Raw genomic sequence first — 22861 nt, 5'->3', positions numbered from 1 at the left:
TGTTCTACCCCTTAACGCACACCACCTGACGCAGGGTGTGCAGCACTTCCACCAGCTCGCGCTGGGCGTGCATCACTTGGTCGATGTCCTTATAGGCCATCGGGATTTCGTCGATCACCGCTTCGTCCTTACGGCACTCCACATGGGCGGTCGCGCGGATCTGGTCGGCCAGGGTGAAGGTGTTCTTGGCCTTGGTGCGGCTCATGGTACGCCCGGCACCGTGGCTGCAGGAGCAGAACGCCTCCTCGTTACCCAACCCGCGAACGATGAAGCTCTTGGCCCCCATCGACCCCGGAATGATCCCCAGCTCGCCCTTCTTCGCCGACACCGCGCCCTTGCGGGTCACCAGCACCTCTTCACCGAAGTGGCGCTCCTTCTGCACGTAGTTGTGGTGACAGTTCACTGCCTCCAGCGCCACTTCGAAGGGCTTGCTGATCACCTTGCGGGTGGCCTGGATCACCAGTTGCATCATCAGCTCACGGTTCTGCCGGGCGAAATCCTGGGCCCAGGCCACGGCTTCCACGTAATCGTCGAAGTGTTGGCTGCCTTCCTCGAAGTAGGCCAGGTCGCGGTCCGGCAGGTTGGCGATATGTTGACGCATATCGGCCTGTGCCAGATGAATGAACAGGTTGCCGATGGCGTTACCGACGCCACGGGAACCGCTGTGGAGCATGAACCAGACCCGGTTGGCTTCATCCAGGCAGACCTCGATGAAGTGGTTACCGCCGCCGAGGGTTCCCAGGTGCTGGCGGTTGTTGCTGTTGGCCAGGGCCGGGTACTTATCGGTGATCGCCTTGAAGCGTGGGTGCAGCGCAGCCCAGGCCTGATCGGTCTGCTGCGGCACATCACCCCAGGCGCCCTTATCGCGACCGCTACGGGGCGAAGTACGACCGTGAGGCACCGCGGCCTCGATGGCGCTACGCAATCCGGCCAGGTTATCCGGCAGATCGGAGGCGGTCAGCGAGGTACGGGCAGCGATCATTCCGCAACCGATATCCACCCCGACCGCCGCCGGGATGATCGCGCCTACGGTGGGGATCACGCTACCGATGGTCGAACCTTTACCCAGGTGCACGTCGGGCATCACGGCCAGGTGCTTGAAGATGAACGGCATCTTGGCGGTGTTCATCAATTGCTGGCGCGCTTCGTTTTCCACCGGCACGCCCTGGGTCCACATCTTGATCGGCTTGCCGTTGGCCACTTCCAGCAGTTGGTAGGTTTTGTGTTCCATGTCGTTGACTCTTTTTCCTGTGGCCGCTGATTCGGCCTTGTTCAATAGATTGTGTAGGAGCCGGGGCGCAGCAGACGGTCTCAAGGGCCTCTTCGCTGGCAAGCCAGCTCCTACGGAGTTGCGGTGTTCGGTACAGACGGCGACCAGTGAAGGTGGAACATGCAGCGCGCTCTGCCTCTGAGCTAGTGAGCGGGACTCGAACCCGCGACCTCGCTGTCCTGTAGTTCCACCGGCATTCGCCGGGTCAATCGGTGCAGGCCGGGCCTGCGGGCAGCGACAAGGGAACAGGCACATTTGCTCTACCGACTGAGCTACAGCCTTGCGGCTGGCGGGGCTCGAACCCGCGACACCATGTAGTACCTGTGGCATTCGCTGCCATCCCGCCGAGGCGGGGGAAAAGATGCGACGACAAGAGTCGATGGAACAATGCGTTCGTGTTCTGACCATTGAACCACGGCGCCGTTTTCCAGCACCGGCGGGAATCGAACCCGCATCCCGAACCTGGGATGTAGTTCCATCCGCATTCGTCGCAAAAACTGCAAAAAAGGTGGCACGACAAAAGTAGTGACTGATGGCCGGATTCGAACCGGCTTAACCAGGATGTACAGCCACTGGCATTCGTGCCCTCACCGGCCCTGACAAAATTTGCTGAGACGCCTTTGGATGTAGTCACAGCGGCATTCAGGGCCAATGATCAAAAAATCTGTGGTGTGCGCCGGCTGGCCGGCGCACGGTTTATCTCATGTTCCAGCGATCAGAGCGCCATCGCCTCGATTGCCTTGACCCAGTGCTGCGCACCGTAGTTGCCTGCGGTGAACTGCTCGATCACATCGAACACCGCGTCACTGAAGCCGCCGACGTTGAGGATGTCCTCGCGGTCTGGCGCCTGGGTCGTGGCGCCGGGTTGCATATCGATGCACACCAGCTTCGCCTGCGGGTTGATGGACCGGATCCGCTCCCACTGGCGCATGGTTTCCGTAGCGCCGTGGCGCCGCGCATCGATCCACGACTCGTTATCCGAGACCAGGATCAGGGTGTCCACGCGGCTCTTGGCGTTGGCCAGTTGGGCCAGGGGCGCCGAGCAGTTGGTCCCGCCTCCGCCGATGTTCGCCAGCTTTTGCGCATTGCTCATCACGCTGTCCCGCGGGTTGAGGTGGATGTTCACCACACCCCGCTCGAACGGCATGACCCGCGCCGCCGGCTGCTTGCGCAACACCGCTGCCGCCACCAGGGCCGCCACATCGATGCAACGCACCGCAGTGGTGGCGCCCTGGCGATAGCCGGTAACCGGGCTGTGCATCGAGCCCGAGACATCCGGGCAGACCACCACGTTGCCCGCCAGCGCCGGCACGTTGGCCAGGGACAGCTCCAGGGCATCCTGCAGCGCCTCGCGGACCGCTTGCGGTACGTCCTCGCCAGCCATGCGGTAGGCCGCCAGCAACTGGTACGGGTAGACCCGGGCCTTGGCCACCTCCCCCGCATCCGCCAGCCGCGCCGCCACGTACTCGCTGCAACCCGGCACCTGGAACGCGCCGTGGCGGGCCAGGGTGTTGAGGTTCATGCGCAGCCCCTGCCAGCCCATGTTGCGGGCCTGTGCCGCCCATTGTTCAGCACTCAGCGTCTCGTTGCCGAGCAACTGGAACGGCACCTGCGGCACCTGAGTTGTCGCCCCGCTACGAAACGCCAGCAGCTCGCGGGTCAGCTCAGGCAGCGCCTGCACATCCACCGGTTTGCCGATCAACCAGGCGAAGAAGGCTTCACGCCAGGCATCGCTTGGCTTGGGGTGAACCATTTTCACCACGTCCGCCAGGGACGGCTGGTTGCCCACCGAGGCCTGCAGCAATTGACGCTCGGTGGCCGTGTTCAACCAGTTCTGCACCAGACGCTTGGGCTGCGACCCCAGGGATTTGCGCCCGGTCACGCCGCTGCGCAGGATCTGCACGAAGTTGCGCAGCATCTTGCCGTTGTCCACCACCTGGGCGAACAGCTCCGGCACCAGGGCCGAGCGTTGTGCGGTCAGCGCCGCCAGCAGCAGCGCCGGCATGTCCTTCATATGGCCTTGCTGCCGAGCGTAACGGGCGGCCTGGGCGACGAAGCGGCTGTCCAGCTGGCTCACCAGTTGCAGCACCGCTTCCAGTTGACCTTCAGGCGAGGTGTAGAAGGTCGAGTTCAGGCAACCGGTGACCGCCAGCTGGGCCACGCGATGCTTGGCGTTGTAGGCATAAGCCCCGGCCTTGGAAGCGTTCAGGGTGGTGCTCACTGGCGCTTTTGCCTGTTGGGTGTTGAACAGCTGGAAGTTGGCCATCTTGGCGTCTCGCTCTGTTGTCTCGTTCGTTGCCAGATACATTGCAGCCGCTGTGCCAGGTTTTTATTTTTCAGCAAATTATTTTTTAACTTATTGATTTATAACGATATTATTTTTATTCACTTTTTCACTGAGCATTCGACAAGACAATCGCCTCGATAATTTTATATCTTTGCTTATCGCTTTTTATCATCAGGTATAAACATGTCGAGCAAGCCCACGGTCGCCATCGGTTTTGTCGGTTCCACCCTCGATCGCGTCGGCAAGGGCGCCAATCGCTGGAGCCATTGGCGCCCCACGGTCGGTCTGTGCCAGCAGCAGGACGTGCTGATCCAGCGCCTGGAACTGATCCACGGCCTGGACGCCCGGGATATCAGCCTGGCCGAACGGGTGGCCAACGATGTGCGCCAGGTGTCGCCGGAAACCGAAGTGCGCCTGCACCCCATGGGCCTGAACAATCCCTGGGATTTTGAAGAGGTGTACGGCGCCCTCCACGACTTCACCAGCGCCTACCCGTTCGATACCGAGCGCGAGGATTACCTGGTGCACATCACCACCGGCACCCACGTGGCGCAGATCTGCTGGTTCCTGCTGACCGAGGCGCGCTACCTCCCGGCCCGGCTGATCCAGACCTCGCCGGCCCGGCGCCGCGACCCCAGCGAACACGCCACCGGCACCCATGCCCTGATCGACCTCGACCTGTCGCGCTACGACCGCATCGCCTCGCGTTTTGCCCACAAGCGCCTGGAAGGCCTGGCCTTCCTCAAGTCCGGGATCGCCACCCGCAACCCGGCGTTCAACCGCTCCATCGAACAGATCGAGCGGGTCGCCGTGCGCTCCAAGGCGCCGATGCTGCTGATCGGCCCCACCGGTGCCGGCAAGTCGTTCCTGGCCCGGCGCATCTATGAACTCAAGCGCGGCCGGCACCAGGTGCAGGGACGCTTTGTCGAGGTCAACTGCGCCACCCTGCGCGGTGACGGTGCCATGTCGGCGCTGTTCGGCCATATCAAGGGCGCCTTCACCGGTGCCCAGAACGCCCGGGAGGGGCTGCTGCGGGCGGCCCACGGCGGCATGCTGTTTCTTGACGAGATCGGCGAACTGGGACTGGACGAACAGGCCATGCTGCTCAAGGCCATCGAGGAAAAGCGCTTCTTCCCCATGGGCGCGGACCAGGAAGTGGAGAGTGACTTCCTGATCATCGCCGGCACCCACCGCGACCTGCGCGGCCGGGTGGCCCAGGGCCTGTTCCGCGAAGACCTGTATGCGCGGATCAACCTCTGGACCTTCAACCTGCCGGGGCTGGCGGGACGCCGCGAGGACATCGAGCCGAACATCGATTTCGAGCTGGAACGCCACGCCCGGGAGCAAGGGCAACTGGTGCGTTTCAACCTGGAAGCACGGCGCCGCTACCTGGCCTTTGCCAGCTCCAGCGAAGCGGCGTGGCTGGGCAACTTCCGCGAACTGTCGGCCTCCATCACCCGCATGGCCACCCTGGCCGACAGCGGACGCATCGACCAGGCCCAGGTCGAGGAGGAAATCCAGCGCCTGCGCCACGCCTGGGGCCTGGAAAATGCCGAGGATGAACTGCAGGAACTGTTGGGCGACGAGGTAGAGCTGGACCTGTTCGACCGCCTGCAACTCAAGGCGGTGATTGCCGAATGCCGTCGCGCCGACAGCCTGTCGGACGCCGGGCGCCGGCTGTTCGGCGTGTCACGCCTGGGCAAGGCCAACCCCAACGACGCCGACCGCCTGCGCAAATACCTGGCGCGCTTCGGCCTGGACTGGAAGCAGCTGTAGCCGCTGCCGCAGGCTGCGCACGGCCCGTAGGGACGCAGGGTTCTCAGGATAGATAGAGGTTTGGCTGGCGATCGCCAGGCAAGGTCCTGCGGACCTTCGCGCAGCTTCGCAGGCTCAGCAGCGGCTACAGGGCCAATGCCGATCCGGGATTTGTGTAGCCGCTGCCGCAGGCTGCGCACGGCCCGTAGGGACGCAGGGTGCTCAAGATCGATAGAGGTTTGGCTGGCGATCGCCAGGCAAGGTCCTGCGGACCTTCGCGCAGCTTCGCAGGCTCAGCAGCGGCTACAGGGCCAATGCCGATCCGGGATTTGTGTAGCCGCTGCCGCAGGCTGCGCACGGCCCGCAGGGACGCAGGGTTCTCAAGATCGATAGAGGTTTGGCTGGCAATCGCCAGGCAAGGTCCTGCGGACCTTTACGCAGCTTCGCAGGCTCAGCAGCGGCTACAGGGCTGCAGTTGGGACGGCGAAGACGCCACTGGCCCGCGCCACTTCACGCTCGCCGACCCGCAGCAGCACCGTGGCAAAGGCCATCTGCCGACCGCGCTTGGCATGCTCCAGGCGCACCTCGATCCATTCCCCCACCCGCACCGCCCCCAGGTAGTCGAGGGTCATGCTGGCGGTGATCAGCGGCAACGGCGGTTCGCTGGAAAACGCCATGGCATACCCCATGCCGACGTCCGCCAGGGTGGCGATGATGCCGCCATGCACCGTGCCCCGGCCATTGGCGTGGCGGGCATCGGCACGCAGACCCAGGCACAGCTCGCGGCCACTGCCGCGACCATAGACCGGGCCGATCAACTCCAGCAGCGGGCTGCTGCGGGGCAAGGGACTGAAGCCCTGGGGGATGTCCGATTGGCTCATGAGGCTCTCCTTGAACCGCTGGGTGACAGAGGGTTGCACAGGGCGACAGGTGTAGCCCTGATTGACCACGATGCCTATGAGCATCAGCCAGGCAAATTGGCGAAAATAAGTTGCGCCGCGATCGTGGTGATCCTGGGAACAGCAGTAAGATGCGCACCTGCGCACTAGCCGCAATTTCAAGTACTCAAGGAGCCTCCATGCAGCATCAGGACGATCACCCTGCCATCCGCCGCCGACTGGCCTTTGCCTTCTTCGGTGCACTGGCCCTCAGCGCCTGCTCTCCCAGTGATCACAACAGCTCTGCGGTGGCCCTCGGTGGGGCCCAGGGCAAGGCCGGCGCCCTGCTGGCCTACGAGCACGAACTGACCCTGTCCCTGCCTGCCGAGCAAATCGGCCCGCACCTGACACAAACCCGTGAAGCCTGCGAAAAAGCCCAGTTCGGCCCCTGCAACATCTTGCTCCTGGAGCAAGGCCCGTACCGCGCCCGGGTGGTGCTGCGAATCGTTCCGGAGGGGGTCGAGCCCATCGTCCAGCAGGCGTCTCAAGGGGCCGAACTGGGTGAGCGCATCACCAGCGCCGAAGACCTGGCCGATGCCGTGGCCGATGTGCAACGCCAGCAACAGCGACTCAAGGCCCAGCAACAGCGCCTGGATGAACTGGCGGCGCGCAAGGACATCAGCGTCAGCGACCTGATCGCCCTGAGCAAGGAGCAGGCGGGCATCGAGAATGACCTGCAAGCGCTGGCCCAGACAGCTGCCGGACAACAGCGTCGCCTGGACACCAACCGCCTGACCCTGAACTTCCTGCCCAGCAACGGCGCCGAACGCGGTTCAAGTCTCAAGCGCGCCTTCAGCAACCTGCTGGACAACCTGTCCGACGGCACAGCCGAAGCCCTGGAGAAAGGCAGCTATGCCCTGCCTTTCGTGATCCTGGCCTTCCCTCTCGCGATGCTGTGGGTGTGGCTGTGGCGCAAGTTCGTCCGCCGTCGCCCCTGACCCCGCCGTAGGAGCCGGCTTGCCGGCGAACAGGACCGCAAGCCTTGCATCGCCCTGGCGGGCGTCTTCGCTGGCAAGCCAGCGCCTACAACGGGCAGGCCCTTGGGGTTACAGCGGCCTTTGCAGGCAGCGCTGGTAGCGTTCATCCACGCGTTTGGCGAACCAGGCAGTGGTCAACTGGCGGGTGATCTTCGGGCTCTTGAGTTCGATGCCCGGCAGTTGCTGGCGCGGCACGGGTCGGCCCGCCGCGCGGTCGGCCAGGGCAAATACCTGGCGGTACAGCTCGGTCTGTGCAAAGGCCTGGCTGTCACCCTTTTCCAGCTGGGCGCGAATCTGCGGGTTGCGCAGCCCCAGTTGCTTGCCCAGGGTGCGCACCGCCAGTTCGGTGCTGCCGGGCAGGAGCGAGTCATAGCGGATCAGGTCGCCATCCAGGGCCAGCTTGATCCCGCTGAGGCGGCTCACCGCGGCCTGGAAAGCCGCATTGCGGCTGGCGTACCAGCCGGCGTTGAAGTCGGCGAAGCGATACAGCGGCTGCGGGTAGTCCACCGGATAACCCAAAAGGTGGGCGATGCCGAAGTACATGCCACCACGGCGACTGAAGACTTCATGGCGGATCGAGTCCTGCACCGGGTACGGATAACCCTGGGCCTGTTGCTGGGCGAATTCGATGCTGACCTGCATCGGCCCGCCGGTGTGCACTGGGTTGAAGCCACCAAACAGGGCCTTGCCCAGGGGCACCATGCCGATGAAGTCATCGAAGATCGCACTCAGCTCCTTCTCGCTGCGAGCCTTGGCCAGACGCTGGCTGTAGGACTGGCCGTCCGCGCCGCGCACTTGCAGGGCGGCACTGACCAGCAGCGCTGGCACATGCACCTTGGCCGCGCGGCGGTCGATTTCCTCCCGGGCAATGCGCCCCAGGCCCGGCACTGTCGGATCGACCTTGAAGGTGGATTCCTGTTCGGTCACCGCCAGCACCGCGCACAGGTTGCTCTGGCTCGGCTCAAGGCCCTGGGCGCTGAAGGCCACCTGGATATCCCGGGCCCAGCCCGGGCGGTCGCTGACCTGGGCCGGCAGCAGGCGCAGGATGCGCGCCTGGGTCTGCTCCGGGGTCAGCACCGGCGCCTGGGGGCCGCGCGAGCTGGCGCAACCGGCCAGCAGCGACAGGCCCAGGCAGCAACTGAGAAGACGAGAGGAAATCATGGGACTCCGCAAGATGGCTGGACGAGGGCCGTGCAAGTAAAGCAGCGGCATGGGGCGTTCGACCAAAGAATGCGAGCGCTGTTCCCGCCACGCCCCTGTAGCCGCTGCCGCAGGCTGCGAACGGCTTGGGCGGCACTCCGTCGCAAGGATGCGACGTTCTCAAGGCCGATTGAGGTTAGGCGGGAGATCGCCAGGCAAGGTCCTGCGGACCTTCGCGCAGCTTCGCAGGCTCAGCAGCGGCTACAGGGCCAATGCCGATCCGGGATTTGTGTAGCCGCTGCCGCAGGCTGCGAACGGCCCGTAGGGACGCAGGGTTCTCAAGATCGATAGAGGTTTGGCTGGCGATCGCCAGGCAAGGTCCTGCGGACCTTCGCGCAGCTTCGCGGGCTCAGCAGCGGCTACAGGCTAAAATCCTTCTATTGGCGGTGTGGCTGGGTGTACTTTGATGACCCCGCCCTCAATGGAGTGACACCCGGATGTTGACCCTGGATTTTCTGCTTACCAGCCTGATTGTCGTGCTGATTCCCGGCAGCGGCGTGATCCTGACCATTTCCACCGCCCTGGTGGCCGGCAAGCGCGCCAGCCTGTTCACCGCCATCGGCTGCACCGCCGGGATCGTCCCCCACCTGCTGGCCTCGATCCTCGGTCTGTCGGCGATCCTGCACACCAGCGCCCTGGCCTTCCAGGGCCTGAAGTTCGCCGGGGTCGCCTACCTGTTGTACCTGGCCTATGCCACCTGGCGTGATCGCTCGGCCTTTGCCGTGGACAGCAACACGGTGAGCCACGGCGCCGGCGCGCTGATGCTCAAGGCCTGCCTGCTGAACATCCTCAACCCCAAGCTGACCATTTTCTTCCTGGCCTTCCTGCCCCAGTTCATCGCCCATGACGGCAGCGATCCGATCCCGCAGATGCTGCTCTTGAGCGGCGTGTTCATGACCATGACCTTCTTCGTGTTCGTGCTCTACGGGCTGCTGGCCAATCTGTTCCGTACCGCGGTGATCGAGTCGCCCAAAGTCCAGAACTGGTTGCGCCGCAGCTTTGCCGCAAGCTTCGCGGGACTGGGCCTGAACCTGGCCTTCGCCCAGCGTTGACCCCGCGGCAGGCGCCGCCCGCAGTCAGATGCATAACGTTGATCTCTTAGCGAGGGCAAACACATGAACTGCAGCGACGTACTGATCATCGGCGCCGGCCCCACCGGCCTGGTGCTGGCGCTCTGGCTGCGCCAGCAGGGGGTCAAGGTACGGATCATCGACAAGACCCTGGGCCCGGGCACCACCTCCCGGGCCCTGGCGGTCCAGGCCCGGACCCTGGAGCTGTATCGCCAGCTGGACCTGACCCAGGCCATCGTCGAACGCGGCCACCACGTGCCGGCGGTCAACCTCTGGGTCCGCGGCGAGCGGGCCGCGCAACTGCCGTTCAACGCCATCGGCGAAGACCTGACGCCCTACCCCTTCCTGCAGATCTTTCCCCAGGACGAGCACGAGCAACTGCTGATCGAACGCCTGGAACGGCTGGGCGTGCGCGTCGAGCGCGACACCGAGCTGCTGGCCTTCACCGATCACGGCCACCTGATCAACGCTCGCCTGCGTGGCCCCGACGGCCGCGAGGAACATTGCCAGGCCTTCTACCTGGCCGGCTGCGACGGCGCCCGCTCCACGGTGCGCAAGACCCTGGGCACGGGTTTTCCCGGCGGCACCTACCAACAGGTGTTCTACGTCGCCGATGTCGAGGCCGACGGCCCGAGCATCGACGGCCAATTGCACGTGGACCTGGACGATGCCGACTTTCTCGCGGTGTTTCCCCTGGCCCACAGCGGCCGCGCGCGGCTGATCGGCACCGTGCGCGACGAGCGCGCCGAGCACCCGGAAAACCTGCGTTTCGAAGACGTCAGCCAGCGCGCCATGCATCAGCTCAAGGTCAACGTCACCCAAGTCAACTGGTTCTCCACTTACAAGGTGCACCACCGGGTGGCCGAGCAGTTTCGCCAGGGACGGGTGTTTCTCCTGGGGGATGCCGCTCACGTCCATAGCCCCGCCGGTGGCCAGGGCATGAACACCGGGATCGGCGACGCCATCAATCTGGCCTGGAAACTGGCGGCGGTGCTCAGCGGCAAGAGCGCCGAAAGCCTGCTGGACAGCTATGAAATCGAACGCATGGAGTTTGCCCGGCGCCTGGTGGCCACCACCGACCGGGTGTTCAGCTTCGCCACCGCCGACGGCCCGGTCGCCTACCTGGTACGCACCCGCCTGGCCCCCCTGCTGCTGCCGAAGATCGCCGCCTTCGACAGTGCCCGGGAGTTTCTCTTTCGCACCGTGTCGCAGATCACCCTCAACTACCGGGGCATGCCCCTGAGTGCCGGTGGCGTCGGCCCGGTGCACGGCGGCGACCGCTTGCCCTGGGTCAGGGACGGCGAGCACGACAACTTCGACAGCCTGGAGTACCTGGGTTGGCAGGTGCATGTCTACGGCGTCACCAGCAACGCGGTGCAGGACTGGTGCGCCGAACACCGGGTGCCGTTGCGGGTCTTCGACTGGCGCCCGGCCCACGCCCGCGCGGGGCTGGCGCGCAACGCCCTGTACCTGCTGCGCCCGGACACCTACGTGGCCCTGGCCGAACGTTCGGCCGATCCGCGGGTGCTGGAGCGTTATTTCCGCGAACGCGAGATCTCTCCGCAGAACAGCCCGGCCGCCCTCAAACCGCGCTGATCCGCGCTCGACGCACTGCGCAGCCGGGGCCGGGGCCGGGCTTAGAAGTCAGCCTTGACCGACAGGGTGAAGTTGCGCGGATCGCCGTAGAAGTTGCCGAAGCCTTCGGTGCCGACGGTGGTGTAGTAGCGCTTGTCCAGCAGGTTGTTGCCGTTGAGCGCCAGGGACCAGGTGTCGTCGATGCGATAGCCGATCCGGCCGTTCCAGATCGCATAGCCGGCCTGGCTGATGTGATTGCCGCTGATGGGCGAGACCCGGTAGTTGTCGCTCTGGGCGTTGACCCCAGCCCCCACGGTGAAGCGTTCCAGGGCACCGCCCAGCTGGTAGTCGCCCCACACCCGTAGCAGGTGCCGCGGTACGTAGGAATTGAACGACTGGCCGTTCTTGCTGCTGTCGGCATCCTCCAGGGTCTTGGTCTGGGTGTAGGTGTAGCCGGCCAGCAGTTGCAGGCGTTCGATCACCTCACCGCTGACTTCGGCTTCAAAGCCCTGGGCGCGGACCTTGCCCGAGTTCAACGAGCAGGTGCTGTCCGGGCAGGCCGGGTCGTCCTGCTGCGCATCCTCCTGAATGGTGCGGAACAGGCTGAAGGCGCTGTTCAGGCGACCGTCGAACCACTCGCCCTTGATCCCCGCTTCATAGCTCTTGCCCACCAGCGGCTTGAGGGAGGCGCCGTCCAGGGTCCGATAGCTGCCCTGGGGGGTGAAGATGCTGGAGTAGCTGGCATAGGCCGTGAGGTTGTCGTTGAGGTCGTACAGCACCCCGGCGAACGGCGTGACCTCGCCGGTTTCCTTGGAACGGGCACTGCTGGGGGTGCGGGTGTCGCGCCAGTAGGCCACGGCATCGTTCTGCGACTTGTACCAACTGACCCGGCTGCCCATGACCAGGGTCAGCGGGTCGGCGAGTTTCAGGCGCAGGGTGGAATACAGCCCTTGCTGCTGGATGCGCAGATCACTGGGGCCGCCCCGGGTGGAATTGCTTTCGTAGTAGCTGTCATCGGGCTTGGGCAGGTGGTGATCGGGGTCCAGCACGTTCTGCCGCTGCGGCAAACCGGCCACGGCGTAGAAGTCGTCCTTGATCGAACGGCTGGCGTTGGCGCCGAAGGTCAGTTCGTGCTCCTGGCCAAAGGCCTGGAAGTGGCCGTCGACATAGGCATCGAAGCCGTAGTCCACCTGATCGTAGTCATAGGTGCTGCCCAGCATCAGGGTGCTGGAGCGGCTGGCACCCACCGGCACCGAACCGCTGGGGAAGGCGTACTCGATGTCCTGGGTATTGCGGCTGTAGACCCCGGCTACCTTCAGCGCCCAGTCATCGTTGAGCTGTTGCTTGAGGTCGGCGAAATAGGTCGCGCGCTTGCTGCGCGAGTTGTTCCAGGCGGTATTCAGGCAGGTGGAACGGCCGAGCTTGAGGTCGCTGCCGTCGCTGTAGCGCGGCAGGCCGCCCCAGCACGGGCGCGAGTCAACGTCTTCATAGGCCATGCCCAGGCCCAGGGTGGTGTCGTCACTGAGGTCGAAATCCAGGGCGCCGTAGTAGACCTGATCCTTGCGCTCCCCCAGGTCGTAGAAGTACTGCCGGGTCTGCTGGGTCACCACCGCCCGGCCACGAATGGTGCCGGCATCGTTCAGCGGCCCGCCGGTGTCCACCTGGGCCCGGTAGTTGTCCCAACTGCCGGCGGACATCATCAGCTGGGTGTGGGGCGTGGCCTGGCCACGCTTGCGCACGAAGTTCACCGAACCGGCGGTGCCGCCCGCGCCCTTGAGCATGCCGGCGGCGCCGCGCAGGATCTCCACCCGATCATAGAAGGCCATGTCGCTGCTGAAGCTGTCGGCCTGCACGTAGCTGTTGCCCATGTCCAGGGGCACGCCGTCGTACTGGTACTGGCCGGTCATGCGAAAGCCCCGGGAGTAGAAATACTTGCCGCCCATGGGCGAGTCGTAGAGGGTGATGCCCGGGGTCTTTTCCATCACCTGGTCGATGGTGTTGAGGTTCTGGTCATCGAGCATCTTGCGGGTGATCACGGTCACTGACTGCGGGGTTTCCTTCAGCGAGTGCTGGCCCTTGCCGATGGTCACCGCGCCGGTGGTGTAGGAACCGGAATACTCGGTGGTGGCCCCCAGCTCCTGACCCTGCACCTGAGTGGTACCCAGCTCCAGAGTGCCGCTGCCCTGGGGCACGGGGCGCAGCACATAGCTGCCGTTGCTCTGCGGCTCGGCCTGCCAGCCGCTGCCGGCGAGAATCCGCGCAAAGCCTTCCTGTACCCCGTATTCACCCTTGAGCCCCGCCGAACGCAGGCCGGCGGTCTGCCGGGCATCGAAGGAAATGGCCGCGCCGGCAGCACTGGCGTAACGGCTCAGCACCTCGGTCAGATCACCGGCGGCAATATCGAAGCGGCGCACCGCCGTCTGTTCGCTGGCCGCCACCGCGGTCAACGGCAGCAGCGCCGCGCCATACACCGCCAGCGCGCCCCAGAGCCCGACCTTGATGGCCTGGGCCAACTTCGACTTGTGAACTTCAGACATGCTTTGCCTTCCCCCGATCTTGAAAATGAATCCACTGGGGGATGAGCCGGATCAGAGTGGGCAAAAGTGCAAAGACCGGAATAATTATTTTTACCGTTTGGTTTCAGCCGAGGCGGCGGTGGGACACCCGCACCCAATAGCGGGTGTAGCGCTCGATGCGCAGCGAGAAACCGCTCTCAAGCGCCGCCAGGGCGCGATCGGTGTCATCGATGGGAAAGGCCCCGGAGACTTTCAGTCCGGCGATCTGCGGATCGCACTGCACCACACCGCGACGATAGCGCGACAGGTCCGCCAGCAAGTCCCCCAAGGGGCGGTCGAGGGCGATGATACTGCCCTGGCGCCAGGCGCCCACCGACGCATCGCTGGACCGCAGCGCAGCAAAGCCTCCAGCGCTGAACGCCAGTTGCTGGCCGGCCTCGACTCGGCGCGACGCCATACCGTTGCCCAGGCTGACCTGCACGCCCTGCTCCAGCACCGCCACCTGATCCTCGCGCTCTTCGCTGCGCAACACGAAACGCGCGCCCTGGGCCTGGACCTCACCGTGGCGGGTGATGACCCGCAATGGCCTTTGCAGTGCATCGATGCCAGCGCTCACCAGCATCTCGCCCCAGAGCAACTGCAACCGGCGCTGCTGACCGTCGAAAGCCACATTCACCGAGGTGTCGGTGTTGAGCAGCAATGCGCTGCCGTCCGCCAGGCGCACTTCGCGGCGCTCGCCGACCTGGGTTCGATAGTCCGCCAGCAATTGCTGGGCGCTGTCGCTGCGCCAGCCCAGCCAACCCAGGGAGCCGGCCGAAGCCAGCACCACCAGGTTGCGCATCAGCTCGCGGCGCGAGCGCCCGGCCCCGCGCAAGGTGGAACCGGCCAGGCCACCAGGCAAGGCCGACATCTGCTCGCCCAGTTGCTGCATGCGTTCCCAGGCCTGGCGATGCAAGGGGTCGGCGGCCAGCCATTCGCGCCAGGCTGCCTGTTCCTGTTCGCTGGCGGTGCCGGAGCGCAACTGCGCATACCAGCGCGCCGCGCCGCTGATGGCCTGGCGCTCACTCACGCTCAGTTGCAGGTTGGCAAAACTCATGACAATTGCATCCGCATCTGCATCAGGCAGCAATGCTCCATAGCCTTGGCCATGTAGTTGTTGACGCTGCGCACCGAGATCTGCAGGCGTTCGGCGATCTGCTCGTAGGTCAGGCCGTCGCACTGGGACAGCAGGAAAGCCTGCTTGACCCTGGCCCCCAGGCCGTCCAGCAGCCGGTCGACTTCCAACAGTGCCTGGAGCATCAGGTTCTGCTCCTCCGGCGACGGCTGCTCGCCCTCGGGCACCAGCGCCAGGGCCTCCAGGTACGCCTGCTCCAGGGAGCGGCGGCGAAACAGATCGATCAGCAAGCCATTGGCGATGCGCGACAGGTAGGGCCGCGGCTCGCGGATCTCCAGGGCATTGCGCGCCTTGAGCACCCGCACGAAGGTGTCCTGGGCCAGATCGGCGGCATCGAAGGTGTTGCCCAGGCGCTGGCGCAACCAGCCCTGCAGCCAGCCGTGGTGATGGGTGTACAGATCGGTGACGGCACTGCGCAGGGATAAGTCGTCGGCGGGCATGACAATAAGGATTCATATTTGATAATGAATCGCATTGTCATGTAGGGGCGGAAGTCTTGGCAAGAGCCACGAACGCCGGACGACGTTCGTGGCGGTACGGCGGGGGCCTGGTCAGATCCCGGCCAGGGCCAGGTCCATGGCGAAGTAGGTGAAGATCAGGTCAGCACCAGCGCGCTTGATCGAACCCAGGCTCTCACGCACGACGCGCTGCTCGTCGATGGCCCCGGCCTGGGCGCCGAACTTGATCATCGCGTACTCGCCGCTGACCTGATACGCCGCCACCGGCAGGCGCGAGGCCTCGCGGATGTCACGGATGATGTCCAGGTAGGCCCCGGCGGGCTTGACCATCAGCGAGTCGGCGCCTTCCTGCTCGTCCAGCAGGGACTCGCGCACCGCTTCGCGACGGTTCATCGGGTTCATCTGGTAGCTCTTGCGGTCACCCTTGAGCGCACTGCCGCCCGCTTCGCGGAACGGGCCGTAGAGCGCCGAGGCGAACTTGGTGGAATAGGCCATGATCGGCGTCTGGGTGAACCCGGCGGCGTCCAGGGCCCGGCGGATGGCCTGGACCTGCCCGTCCATGGCCGCCGACGGCGCGATCACGTCGGCGCCGGCACGGGCCGCGGCCACCGCCTGCTTGCCGAGATTGATCAGGGTCTGGTCGTTGTCCACTTCATGGCCGTGCATCACGCCACAGTGGCCGTGCTCGGTGTATTCGCAGAAGCAGGTGTCGGACATCACGATCATCTCCGGCACCGCGTCCTTGGCGATGCGCGACATGCGCGACACCAGGCCGTTTTCCTTCCAGGTATCGCTGCCGTCACAGTCCAGGTGGTGCGACACACCGAAAGTCATCACCGACTTGATCCCGGCGCGGGCGTAGCGCTCGATCTCCCCGGCCAGCTTGGATTCGGGAATGCGCATCACCCCGGGCATGCTCTTGATCGGCACGAAATCGTCGATTTCCTCCTCGACGAAAATCGGCAGCACCAGATCGTTGAGGGTGAATTCGGTTTCCTGGAACAGACTGCGCAGTTGTTCGGAGCGACGCAGGCGGCGGGGACGGGCTTCTGGGAACTGGCTGGACATGATTTTTCCTAAGGCTGAGCGCGGGATAACACGAGCGATGGCGAAAAAAGGCTGAAAGCTTATGCCCAGAGCCGCCAGGGTACAAACCCGCACAGCTCAAGAGAGCCTTGCCGATGCCGTAACAATACCTGCCAGGCCCCGCGATTCAGGGGGGTGTCGGCCCCTCGACGCGGCCAGCCTGCGACCATCTGACGCAACAGCGGCAGCCGCCATTGAAAACCGGCGCGCGACAAATCTTGCAGCGGCGCTTGGTTCCCGCACGGTTGCGCACACTACGGCGGCTCGCTGCCCTGCAAATTGAGGGTGTAGTCCTTCAGAGGCGTTTTGAAGTAGGCCATGCCGCTGTCGTCAACCTTTCCCCTGAGCACGATTTTCTTGATCCCGTCGGCAACTTCATCGTCAGCCTTTTCGGCTTGAATCGTCGCTTCGATGCACTCGCCAGGCCGGTAACCCACAGTTTTAACGATCAGATTGAGATCGACGTAATGGTCAACCTCGCGGCCCACAACGCGACGATTCTCCGGGCCCTGGGTCCAATAGATTTCCACGACCTTGCCGGCGGATGGCTTGAGCGGCAGGTTGCACGTGGCATTCAGCGCCACGCCCTTGTCCCCTGGCGTGGCCGCCACGCTGGCGGATGCCGCGGAATCGCTGCGCGGTGTCTTGCCGGGCAAGGTTGCCGGGCCGGGCTGTTGTTTGACCGCCGTGGTTTCTGCGCTGCAAAGCACGGGCTCAAGGGCCAGCAAACCCATCAGGCCGGCCCGCAGCAGCCGGCCCTTGCAGGACCCAACCTGGGCCCAGGTGCACCGGAGCCGTGCCGGCTTGTGCGTGCCGGGGCCTGCAAAATCGCCAGGGCTCAGCGCGCTCATGGATGCCTCGGATCAGTCGGCGAAGGTGTGTTCCCACACGCTTGCTCACTGGTTTGGAGAAGCCTCAAGTGTCCCTCAATGCAGGTTCGCGCCATGCCGCCGATCCAGATTTCATCGCCGATCTGCTCCACGTCAATCCGCCCTGCCCGGCCCATGCTCAGGCCCTGGCTGACGCGGTAGCGAGCCGGTGCCAGCCCGGCGCCCAGCAGCCACTGGGCGAGGCCGGCGTTGAGGCTGCCGGTGGCCGGGTCCTCGGGCATGCCATCACCGGCGATAAAGGCCCGCACCTCGAACTGCGCGTCGCTGTCATCGCGCTCGGGGTCACAGGGCGCGATCACTCCGACCGCCAGACCGACCAACTCCGGGTAGTCCGGTTGCAGGTCCAGCACCTGCTGGCGTTCGCCGAGCATCACCGCCAGCCAGCCGGCGCCGTTGTCGACCCACTGCGCCTGCACGATGTCCCCGGGCGCCAGGCGCAGACCACGGCGCACCTGCTCCAGCACCTCGGGCTCCACCGGGCCGGACTTGAGCAGCGGCGGCGCGAGAAAGGCCAGCTGATTGCCCTGACGGCGGATGCGCACCAGGCCCACCTCGCACTCCTGGATGATCTCCTCGCCCTGGGGCACGCCGCCGGCTTCGAGCCAGGCGTGGCAACTGCCCAGGGTCGGGTGACCGGCGAAGGGCAGCTCCTGGGTGGTGGTGAAGATCCGCAGGCGATAGTCGGCCCGGGGGTCGCGGGGTTTGAGCAGGAAGGTGGTTTCGCTGAGGTTGGTCCAGGTGGCGAAGGTGGCCATGCGTTCGTCGCTGAGGTCGTCGGCGTTGAACACCACGGCCAAGGGGTTGCCCTTGAAGGGGGTGGCGCTGAAGACATCGATTTGTTTGAAGTTCAGGGCGGGCATTTAGAGGGGGCCTGTGGGGGGAGCGGTTGGTGATTGTAATGGGTTGGGGGGTGGGTACATATCCGTTCCTGCGGGTGCAGCCACTTACGGTTTCGCTCTTACAGCGAGTGGGATGGGGTACATATCCATTGCTGCGGTTACGGCTGCTTATGGTTTCGCTCTTACAGCGAGTCACTTTGAAAAGCCCAAAGTAACCAAAGGCTCCTGCCCCTCCACTCGGTGCCTCGCCTAGGCTCGGCATGCCCTCTCTCCGGCATTGATCCGTGGGCCGCCGCAATGGGCCATCCCTGGCCCAGTGCGGCTAACCCGGCGTCCTGCCGGGTTACCCACGGCTCAATGCCTGCGTTCGGCCATCGTGTCTAAGGGGGCAGGAAGATCAAAAGCAAGATCAAAAGCAAAGGCAAAATCTGACGGCGGCCTGCCGGCCGACCTGTTTCATTGCCGTTAGCGTTACGTGTAGCCGCTGCCGAAGGCTGCGAACGGCTCCGCAGGAGACGCTAAACCTGCCTCCCCGATATTCCTGACATATCGCGCCGCCTGGTTTTGCGAGCGCGAGCGCTCGTTCGCAGCCTGCGGCAGCGGCTACAAGAAGACGGCCTGCGCACCTTGGCTTTGGCTTTGGCTTTGGCTTTGGCTTTTGATCTTGATCTTGATCTTCAGGCCCCTTCCCAGCAGGCCGAGCGCAGGCGTTGCGTAGGGGGCAGCTCGGCATGGATGCCGAGCTAGCCGCCACCCGGCCAGGGATGGCCGGTTGGCGGCGGGCCCCCGGGAGCAATGCCGGAGAGAGGGCACCCCGAGCCCTAGCGAGGGGCCGTATGGAGGGGCAAGACTTTTTGCTTACTTTTGTGTCGTTTGACAAAAGTGAGTCGCCGTAAGGGCGAAACCCTAAGTGGCCGTTACCGCAGCAATGGATATGTACTCCATCCCACTCGCCGCAAGAGCGAAACCCTAAGCAGCCGTGACCGCAGCAACGGATATGTACCCCACTCCCCCGCCATAAAGGCAAAACCACCAGCGGCGATAACCGCAGCACCGGATATTTACCCCTTTCGCGCGCGCCCCCTAAAAAAACACCTCAAACCACCTTGGGAATCTCCAACCCACGGATCACCGCCGGCCGCGCCACAAACTTGGCCAGCACCCGCTGCACCTCTGGGAAGCGATCAAACCCCACCAACCCACCCGCCTCATAAAACCCAACCAAATTCCGAATCCACGGAAAGGTCGCAATATCAGCAATGGTGTAGCGCTCACCCATGATCCACTCGCGCCCCTCCAGGTGCTTGTCCAACACCCCCAGCAAGCGCTTGGCCTCGTTCACATAACGCTCCAGCGGCCGCTTGTCCTCGTAGTCCTTGCCGGCGAATTTGTGGAAGAACCCCACCTGCCCGAACATCGGCCCGATGCCGCCCATCTGGAACATCAGCCACTGGATGGTTTCATAACGCGCCGCCGATTCCTGGGCCAGCAACTGCCCGCTCTTGTCCGCCAGGTAGATCAGGATCGCCCCCGATTCGAACAACGCCAAAGGCTGGTCGCCAGGACCATGGGGATCGAGAATCGCCGGGATCTTGTTGTTCGGGCTGACGCTGAGAAACTCCGGGGTCATCTGATCCTGAGTCTCGAAGCTGACCCGGTGCGCTTCATAAGGCAGGCCGATCTCTTCGAGCATGATCGAAACCTTGACCCCATTGGGGGTCGGCAGGGAATACAGTTGAATCCATTCGGGAAACTGCGCAGGCCATTTCTGGGTCACGGCAAAGGCGGAAAGATCGGTCATGACAGGCTTCCAATGACAGTCAAAAGGGGGGCGCCACACGAGGCAACGGCTGGGGATTATCCGCCGGGTTTTCTTAAATCGGCAACATACCGCGGTTAGTCTGGCGCCTCATCGAACCAAACGCCGTCCAGGGACTCAGAAGCACTGCCTTCACCGGCCGTGATGACAGGGAATACACAGGTTTGTCAGCCTCCACCCCTTGCGCTGAAGAATCCCGCCATGCCCCTGCTCCGCCGCTTCAAGAACCGCGCCTACCTGCTGCTACCGGCCTTGCTGCTGGGCAGCGCCCTGTGCCTGTCGCTTGAGTCCAGCGTCAGCCGCGCACAACCGGTGGACGGCACTCAGACCCTGGTGTTCCTGCGCCATGCGGAAAAGCCCGCCGGCGGCCTCGGCCAGCTCAACTGCCAGGGCCTGAACCGAGCCATCGACCTGGCCTCGCTGCTGCCGGAAAAGTTCGGCAAGGCGCAGTACGTGTTCGCCGCCAACCCGACACGCAATGTCGAGGAAGGCGAGCTGGACAATTCCTACAGCTACATCCGCCCCTTGATGACCATCAGCCCCAGCGCCATCAAGCTCGGCCTGCCGGTGAACATCGATTTTGCCGCCAATGACACCAGCGACCTGGCGGACGAACTGCTGCACGACCGCTACCACAACTCGATCATCTACACCGCCTGGTCCCACGGCTACCTGCCGGAGCTGATCAACAAGGTCGCCGAAGAAGCCGTGGGCCAGCGGCGCCCGATTACCGAGGATTGGGCCTCCAGCGACTTCGACTCGCTGTACGTGCTGACCCTGACCTGGCGCAACGGCAAGGCCAGCCTGCACAGCCAGAGCTACAAGCAGGGCCTGGACGGCGGCGAGCAGGATTGCCCGAGCTGATGGTTCCGGACTACAGGCGCCCTCCGTCCCTGTAGCCGCTGCCGCAGGCTGCGAACGGCTCCGCAGGAGACGCCACGATCTTTAGGTTGCTGCGCGTTCGACACGAGATCGCCAGGCAAGGCCCTGCGGGCCTTTGCGCAGCCTCGCTGACGCTCGGCAGCGGCTACAGGGCCAGTGCCGATCCGAGATTGGTGTAGCCGCTGCCGCAGGCTGCGAACGGCCCGCAGGGACGCGGCGCTCTCAAGGCTGACAGCGCTCCGACGGGGGATCGCCAGGCAAGGCCGGACGAGATCGGTTCGCGGCGCACCGGCGCCAGCGGCTACAATTCGCGCTTATTGTCTTTGTGCGGAAACCCCTTCATGTCCAACCTCGCCTCCACCCAGCCCGCTCGCGGCTGGGCGTTCTGGTGCAAACCCCTGCTGTTCCTGCTCGTGGCCGCCATCGGCCTGTATTACGTGAAGTGGTCGCCCTACTACCTCAAGGCCTTTGTCGCCGCCGACAGCCACAGCATCGGCGCGTCGATCCTCAACGATCAGCAAAGCTCGCCCTGGAGCGCCGCCCTGGCCTATTCCCAGGTGTACTTCCTGGCCATCTGGAAAGCCGCGGTGCTGGCGGTGATCTTGGGTTCCCTGTTGCAGGTATTGATTCCCCGGGACTGGCTGCTGCGCCTGTTCGGCCGCGCCGGTTTCGGCTCGACCCTGCGCGGTGGGCTGTTCGCCTTGCCGGGCATGATGTGTTCCTGCTGCGCCGCGCCGGTGGCTGCTGGCCTGCGTCGGCAGAAGGTCTCGGTGGGCGCGGCCCTGGCGTTCTGGATCGCCAACCCGGTGCTCAACCCCGCGACCCTGGTGTTCATGGGCTTTGTCCTGGGCTGGGGCTTTTCCGCCCTGCGCCTGGTGGCGGGCATTGTCCTGGTGCTGGGCGTGTCCCTGGTGGCGCAGCGGGTCGCCGGCCCCGAGCAACTGCCGGAAGCCGCGGTGGATGCGGTGGTGGAAGCCAGCACGGTGAACGACCAGCCGTTCCTCAGCCGCTGGGGCAAGACCCTGTGGCAACTGTTCTGGAGCACCATTCCGATCTACGTGCTGGCGGTACTGGTGTTGGGCGCGGCGCGGGTCTGGCTGTTCCCCCATATCGACGGCGCCATGGGTGACAGCCTGTGGTGGCTGGTGCCGCTGGCGATTGCCGGAACCCTGTTCGTGATCCCTACAGCGGCAGAGATTCCCATTGTCCAGACCATGATGACCCTGGGCTTGGGTACAGGCCCGGCGGTGGCCCTGCTGATGACCCTGCCGAGCATCAGCCTGCCGTCGCTGCTGATGCTGCGCAAAGACTTCGATGCCCGGGTGCTGGTGACCGTGGCCGTGCTGACCATGCTGGTGGGGATTGTTTGCGGGTTGATTGGTGCGGTGTTGTTGTAGAACCCTGGTGGTCGCTGCCTCCGTTTCGGGCCCGCCCCGGATAGGCAGCGACACATCGACTCTTGGCATTGGCATCGACTGGATCTCGGCGCAATGTGCAACCTGCACAAAGCGCACCCCGGTCCTGAGCTAAAGACCGCGATACGTCGCCACGTCATCGAACAACGCAGACTCGGAGGCCTTGCTACCGTGAACAACTTGCTGCAACACAAGGGCGTCTACGGCTCTATCGAAGTCAGCGCCGAGGACCACTGCCTATTTGGCAGGCTCCAGTTCATCAGTGCCCTGGTGAGCTATGAAGGACAAACCCTGGCTGAGCTGGAGGCCGCATTCAAAGAGGCGGTCGATGACTATTTGAGCAGCTGCAAACACTCGGCTGTCCCCGCTCAACTCCGTTGAGTACAGGCTTCCAATCGAAGTGCCACGCCTCCCCCGCCGCATCGTCTTGAAACACACTGGTCAGGGAATGCCGCTCCCGAAACCGGAGTTTTCGCTTTGTTTTGTAAGGCTTGTCCGAGAGAATCGCCAACGCCTTTGAGCGGCTTGTACCCTTGGTTTTCGTCAGGCAGTCTCCCCCGGTCGCTGCACCATCAGCGACTCGGATGTGGAAGTCCGGAAGGGTCATAGGTACAACGCTTCAACGCGCCTGCCGACGCTTTGCGCCTGCAGATACGTGTTATGGCGGCCATGCGTGGGGCACCTTCGGGTGCGCCGGGTTTTGGGTACCA

At 64.4% G+C, this 22861-nt stretch carries 17 protein-coding genes and 1 pseudogene; 7 read left to right on the top strand and 11 right to left on the bottom strand.

Annotation, left to right across the window (positions count from 1 at the left end; genetic code table 11):
• Positions 1–4: 4 nt before the first annotated feature.
• Positions 5–1231, bottom strand: a complete 1227-nt coding sequence (locus tag LOY69_RS11720) for an RtcB family protein (RefSeq protein WP_060838629.1) — start codon at positions 1229–1231, stop codon at positions 5–7.
• Between the two features lie 754 nt (positions 1232–1985).
• Positions 1986–3536 carry an RNA-binding protein gene (locus tag LOY69_RS11715; protein ID WP_265074594.1) on the bottom strand — a complete coding sequence of 517 codons (1551 nt, stop codon included), beginning with the start codon at positions 3534–3536 and terminating at the stop codon, positions 1986–1988.
• Positions 3537–3740: 204 nt separating this feature from the next.
• On the opposite strand from LOY69_RS11715, the gene rtcR reads away from it, so the two are divergent.
• Positions 3741–5333, top strand: coding sequence for an RNA repair transcriptional activator RtcR (gene rtcR, locus LOY69_RS11710; RefSeq protein WP_265074593.1), 1593 nt, complete (start codon positions 3741–3743; stop codon positions 5331–5333).
• A 440-nt stretch (positions 5334–5773) separates the two neighbouring features.
• On the opposite strand, the gene LOY69_RS11705 is transcribed toward rtcR, so the two are convergent.
• On the bottom strand, positions 5774–6193 hold the full coding sequence (locus LOY69_RS11705; RefSeq protein ID WP_213666078.1) for a PaaI family thioesterase: 420 nt from the start codon (positions 6191–6193) through the stop codon (positions 5774–5776).
• Positions 6194–6390: 197 nt separating this feature from the next.
• Here LOY69_RS11705 and LOY69_RS11700 point away from each other — a divergent pair, with 197 nt between their 5' ends.
• Entirely contained in the window at positions 6391–7188 is a 798-nt protein-coding gene (locus LOY69_RS11700) for a DUF4349 domain-containing protein (RefSeq protein WP_102880000.1), read from the top strand.
• Positions 7189–7296: 108 nt separating this feature from the next.
• Here LOY69_RS11700 and LOY69_RS11695 read toward each other — a convergent pair whose 3' ends face one another.
• Positions 7297–8388, bottom strand: a complete 1092-nt coding sequence (locus LOY69_RS11695) for a DUF1615 domain-containing protein (RefSeq protein WP_265074592.1) — start codon at positions 8386–8388, stop codon at positions 7297–7299.
• 476 nt (positions 8389–8864) lie between these two features.
• Here LOY69_RS11695 and LOY69_RS11690 point away from each other — a divergent pair, with 476 nt between their 5' ends.
• Together LOY69_RS11690 and LOY69_RS11685 are read left to right on the top strand one after the other, a co-directional pair.
• Positions 8865–9479, top strand: a complete 615-nt coding sequence (locus tag LOY69_RS11690) for a LysE family translocator (RefSeq protein WP_265074591.1) — start codon at positions 8865–8867, stop codon at positions 9477–9479.
• A gap of 63 nt (positions 9480–9542) precedes the next feature.
• On the top strand, positions 9543–11093 hold the full coding sequence (locus tag LOY69_RS11685) for an FAD-dependent oxidoreductase (RefSeq protein ID WP_110652941.1): 1551 nt from the start codon (positions 9543–9545) through the stop codon (positions 11091–11093).
• 41 nt (positions 11094–11134) lie between these two features.
• Here the strand turns inward: LOY69_RS11685 and LOY69_RS11680 are convergent, their stop codons facing one another.
• The 7 genes from LOY69_RS11680 to LOY69_RS11650 all read right to left on the bottom strand — a co-directional run bounded on the left by LOY69_RS11680 (position 11135) and on the right by LOY69_RS11650 (position 19836).
• Complete coding sequence (locus LOY69_RS11680) at positions 11135–13609, bottom strand: TonB-dependent siderophore receptor (protein ID WP_265074590.1); 2475 nt, start codon at positions 13607–13609, stop codon at positions 11135–11137.
• Positions 13610–13712: 103 nt separating this feature from the next.
• Complete coding sequence (locus LOY69_RS11675) at positions 13713–14684, bottom strand: FecR domain-containing protein (RefSeq protein ID WP_265074589.1); 972 nt, start codon at positions 14682–14684, stop codon at positions 13713–13715.
• On the bottom strand, positions 14681–15202 hold the full coding sequence (locus tag LOY69_RS11670; protein WP_102864158.1) for a sigma-70 family RNA polymerase sigma factor: 522 nt from the start codon (positions 15200–15202) through the stop codon (positions 14681–14683). The genes LOY69_RS11675 and LOY69_RS11670 overlap by 4 nt, the downstream gene beginning before the upstream one ends.
• 111 nt (positions 15203–15313) lie before the next feature.
• A complete protein-coding gene (gene hemB / locus LOY69_RS11665) occupies positions 15314–16288 on the bottom strand; it encodes a porphobilinogen synthase (protein WP_016962997.1) in 975 nt (324 codons plus the stop codon).
• Between the two features lie 272 nt (positions 16289–16560).
• Positions 16561–17157, bottom strand: coding sequence for a hypothetical protein (locus LOY69_RS11660; RefSeq protein ID WP_265074588.1), 597 nt, complete (start codon positions 17155–17157; stop codon positions 16561–16563).
• Complete coding sequence (locus tag LOY69_RS11655; protein ID WP_265074587.1) at positions 17154–18056, bottom strand: PhzF family phenazine biosynthesis protein; 903 nt, start codon at positions 18054–18056, stop codon at positions 17154–17156. The genes LOY69_RS11660 and LOY69_RS11655 overlap by 4 nt, the downstream gene beginning before the upstream one ends.
• A 1075-nt stretch (positions 18057–19131) precedes the next feature.
• Positions 19132–19836: a glutathione binding-like protein gene (locus LOY69_RS11650; RefSeq protein WP_103740248.1), complete on the bottom strand. Its 705-nt coding sequence runs from the start codon at positions 19834–19836 to the stop codon at positions 19132–19134.
• A 219-nt stretch (positions 19837–20055) separates the two neighbouring features.
• Here LOY69_RS11650 and LOY69_RS11645 point away from each other — a divergent pair, with 219 nt between their 5' ends.
• From LOY69_RS11645 to LOY69_RS11635, 3 genes and pseudogenes are all read left to right on the top strand, one after another.
• Positions 20056–20718: a histidine phosphatase family protein gene (locus LOY69_RS11645; protein WP_110594931.1), complete on the top strand. Its 663-nt coding sequence runs from the start codon at positions 20056–20058 to the stop codon at positions 20716–20718.
• 359 nt (positions 20719–21077) lie between these two features.
• Positions 21078–22133 carry a permease gene (locus LOY69_RS11640; RefSeq protein ID WP_047303474.1) on the top strand — a complete coding sequence of 352 codons (1056 nt, stop codon included), beginning with the start codon at positions 21078–21080 and terminating at the stop codon, positions 22131–22133.
• A gap of 189 nt (positions 22134–22322) precedes the next feature.
• Positions 22323–22502 (top strand): annotated as a pseudogene (locus LOY69_RS11635) (type II toxin-antitoxin system HicB family antitoxin); the annotation flags it as partial.
• Between the last annotated feature and the right edge of the window lie 359 nt (positions 22503–22861).

This window comes from Pseudomonas sp. B21-059 (genome assembly GCF_026016285.1).
In the GTDB taxonomy this organism is placed as follows: domain Bacteria; phylum Pseudomonadota; class Gammaproteobacteria; order Pseudomonadales; family Pseudomonadaceae; genus Aquipseudomonas; species Aquipseudomonas danubii.
This window is presented reverse-complemented; position numbering and strand designations above follow the sequence as displayed.

Coding starts and splice junctions, on each gene's coding strand:
- LOY69_RS11670 (WP_102864158.1), bottom strand. CDS start 15,202: ATGCCCGCCGACGACTTATCCCTGCGCAGTGCCGTCACCGATCTGTAC.
- LOY69_RS11640 (WP_047303474.1), top strand. CDS start 21,078: ATGTCCAACCTCGCCTCCACCCAGCCCGCTCGCGGCTGGGCGTTCTGG.
- rtcR (WP_265074593.1), top strand. CDS start 3,741: ATGTCGAGCAAGCCCACGGTCGCCATCGGTTTTGTCGGTTCCACCCTC.
- LOY69_RS11675 (WP_265074589.1), bottom strand. CDS start 14,684: ATGAGTTTTGCCAACCTGCAACTGAGCGTGAGTGAGCGCCAGGCCATC.
- LOY69_RS11700 (WP_102880000.1), top strand. CDS start 6,391: ATGCAGCATCAGGACGATCACCCTGCCATCCGCCGCCGACTGGCCTTT.
- LOY69_RS11695 (WP_265074592.1), bottom strand. CDS start 8,388: ATGATTTCCTCTCGTCTTCTCAGTTGCTGCCTGGGCCTGTCGCTGCTG.
- hemB (WP_016962997.1), bottom strand. CDS start 16,288: ATGTCCAGCCAGTTCCCAGAAGCCCGTCCCCGCCGCCTGCGTCGCTCC.
- LOY69_RS11685 (WP_110652941.1), top strand. CDS start 9,543: ATGAACTGCAGCGACGTACTGATCATCGGCGCCGGCCCCACCGGCCTG.
- LOY69_RS11655 (WP_265074587.1), bottom strand. CDS start 18,056: ATGCCCGCCCTGAACTTCAAACAAATCGATGTCTTCAGCGCCACCCCC.
- LOY69_RS11720 (WP_060838629.1), bottom strand. CDS start 1,231: ATGGAACACAAAACCTACCAACTGCTGGAAGTGGCCAACGGCAAGCCG.
- LOY69_RS11715 (WP_265074594.1), bottom strand. CDS start 3,536: ATGGCCAACTTCCAGCTGTTCAACACCCAACAGGCAAAAGCGCCAGTG.
- LOY69_RS11645 (WP_110594931.1), top strand. CDS start 20,056: ATGCCCCTGCTCCGCCGCTTCAAGAACCGCGCCTACCTGCTGCTACCG.
- LOY69_RS11690 (WP_265074591.1), top strand. CDS start 8,865: ATGTTGACCCTGGATTTTCTGCTTACCAGCCTGATTGTCGTGCTGATT.
- LOY69_RS11660 (WP_265074588.1), bottom strand. CDS start 17,157: ATGAGCGCGCTGAGCCCTGGCGATTTTGCAGGCCCCGGCACGCACAAG.
- LOY69_RS11650 (WP_103740248.1), bottom strand. CDS start 19,836: ATGACCGATCTTTCCGCCTTTGCCGTGACCCAGAAATGGCCTGCGCAG.
- LOY69_RS11680 (WP_265074590.1), bottom strand. CDS start 13,609: ATGTCTGAAGTTCACAAGTCGAAGTTGGCCCAGGCCATCAAGGTCGGG.
- LOY69_RS11705 (WP_213666078.1), bottom strand. CDS start 6,193: ATGAGCCAATCGGACATCCCCCAGGGCTTCAGTCCCTTGCCCCGCAGC.